The following is a 2,499-nucleotide window of genomic DNA, read 5'->3' as shown; positions in this document are numbered from 1 at the left end:
GCATGGGGCAGCGGCCCGCCGGTCCGCGCCCGGGCAACAACCCCTTCGCCAGCGCGCAGGGCATGGGGCAGCGCCCGTCCCCGACGCCCGGCAACATCCCGCGCCCGCAGGCGCCGCGCCCGGGCGCCCCGCGTCTCGGCGCGCCTCGACCCGGCGGTCCCGGTCGTCCCGGCGGTCCCGGTCGTCCGGGTGGCGCACCGTTCCAGCAGCGTCCCGGCGGTCCCGGTCGTCCCGGAGGTGCTGGTGGCGGAGGGTTCCGACCCGGTGCTCCCGGAGGCGGTGCACCCGGCGGTGGCTTCCCCGGTCGTCCCGGTGGTGGCGGCGGTCGCGGCCGTGGCCCCGGTGGTGGCACGGCCGGCGCGTTCGGCAAGGGCGGCGGCAAGTCCAAGCAGCGTAAGTCGCGCAGGGCCAAGCGCCAGGAATTCGAGATGAGGGATGCCCCGGTCGTCGGTGGCGTCAACGTCTCGCGCGGTAACGGCGAGATCATCCGGATGCGTCGCGGCGCATCCATCTCGGACTTCGCCGACAAGATCGAGAACATCACCGGCTACACCGTGCAGCCCGGCACGCTCGTCACCATCCTGTTCAACCTGGGTGAGATGGCGACCGCAACCGAGTCGCTCGACGAGGCCACGTTCGAGGTCCTGGGTGCCGAGCTGGGCTACAAGATCCAGATGGTCTCTCCCGAGGATGAAGACAAGGAGCTCCTCGAGAGCTTCGGTCTCGACCTCGATCAGGAGCTCGAGGACGAGAACGAGGATGACCTCGAGATCCGTCCCCCCGTGGTCACCGTCATGGGTCACGTCGACCACGGTAAGACCCGACTGCTCGACGCGATCCGTAACGCCAACGTCGTCGCCGGCGAGGCGGGCGGCATCACGCAGCACATCGGTGCCTACCAGGTGTGGACCGAGCACGATGGCATCGAGCGCGCCATCACCTTCATCGACACCCCGGGTCACGAGGCGTTCACCGCCATGCGCGCACGTGGTGCGCAGGTGACCGACATCGCGATCCTCGTGGTCGCGGCCGACGACGGCATCATGCCGCAGACGGTCGAGGCGCTCAACCACGCCCAGGCCGCCGGCGTTCCGATCGTGGTCGCGGTCAACAAGATCGACAAGCCCGACGCCAACCCGGCCAAGGTGCGTCAGCAGCTCACCGAATACGGTCTCGTCGCCGAGGAGTACGGCGGAGACGTGCAGTTCGTGGATGTCTCGGCCCGTGACGGCAAGAACATCCAGGCGTTGCTCGACGCTGTGCTGCTCACGGCGGACGCCGGGCTCGACCTCACGGCCAACCCGAACAAGGCCGCCCGTGGTGTCGCGATCGAAGCGAAGCTCGACAAGGGTCGCGGTTCGGTCGCCACCGTCCTCATCCAGTCCGGAACGCTCCGGGTAGGAGATGCGATCGTGGCGGGCACGGCCTATGGCCGTGTGCGTGCGATGGCGGACGAGAACGGCGAGCCCGTGCTCGAGGCCTACCCCTCGCGTCCCGTGCAGGTTCAGGGTCTGAACTCGGTGCCCCGCGCCGGTGACACGTTCATCGTCACGGAAGAGGATCGCCTGGCCCGCCAGATCGCTGAAAAGCGTGAGGCTGCCGAGCGCAACGCCGCTCTGGCGAAGGCGCGCAAGCGCATCTCGCTCGAGGACTTCACCCGAGCCCTGCAAGAGGGCAAGGTCGAATCGCTCAACCTCATCATCAAGGGTGACGTCTCGGGTGCCGTCGAGGCCCTCGAAGAGTCGCTCCTCAAGATCGAGGTCGACGACTCGGTGCAGTTGCGCATCATCCACCGTGGTGTCGGAGCCGTCACGGAGTCCGACATCAACCTGGCGACGATCGATAACGCGATCGTCATCGGCTTCAACGTCCGCCCCGACCCGAAGGCACGTGAGCGTGCCGCGCGCGAGGGCGTGGACGTCCGGTTCTACTCCGTCATCTACAACGCGATCGACGACGTTGAGCAGTCCCTCACGGGCATGCTCAAGCCGGAGTTCGAAGAGAAGCAGTCGGGTGTGGCCGAGATCCGCGAGGTGTTCCGCTCTTCCAAGTTCGGAAACATCGCCGGTGTCATCGTCCGCAGCGGAACCATCACGCGAAACGCCAAGGCCCGCGTCATCCGCGACGGCGTCGTCATCGCCGATGGTCTCGCCATCGAGTCGCTGCGTCGCTTCAAGGACGACGTCACCGAGGTGCGTACGGACTACGAGGCCGGTATCGGGCTCGGCAAGTTCAACGACATCCAGATCGGTGACGAAATCGAGACGACCGAAATGGTGGAGAAGCCGCGCGGCTGATCTGATCTCGGGTCGCGGACGCGGATGTCGTCGGCTGTGGAAGAGCGGGGCCCCTACCCCGATTCCTCCGCCGACGACATCCGCGTCCGACTCACACCACTCTCCGCCGGGTCGCTGGCGGGGAACTAAGAAAGAAGCAGGAACATGGGCAGTGAGAGAGCAGCACGGCTCGCGGACCGGATCAAGGTGGTCCTTGCGGAAC

1 protein-coding gene is annotated in these 2,499 nt (G+C 67.4%); it reads left to right on the top strand.

The annotated features are described in order from the left end of the window. On the top strand, window positions 1-2,297 hold a 2,297-nt coding region (gene infB, locus MIC448_RS04380), incomplete at its 5' end, for a translation initiation factor IF-2 (protein ID WP_036296559.1). Window positions 2,298-2,499 lie beyond the last annotated feature (202 nt).

Origin of the sequence: Microbacterium sp. C448, assembly GCF_000582705.2 — a bacterium.
In the GTDB taxonomy this organism is placed as follows: Bacteria; Actinomycetota; Actinomycetes; order Actinomycetales; family Microbacteriaceae; genus Microbacterium; species Microbacterium lacus_A.
This window is presented reverse-complemented; position numbering and strand designations above follow the sequence as displayed.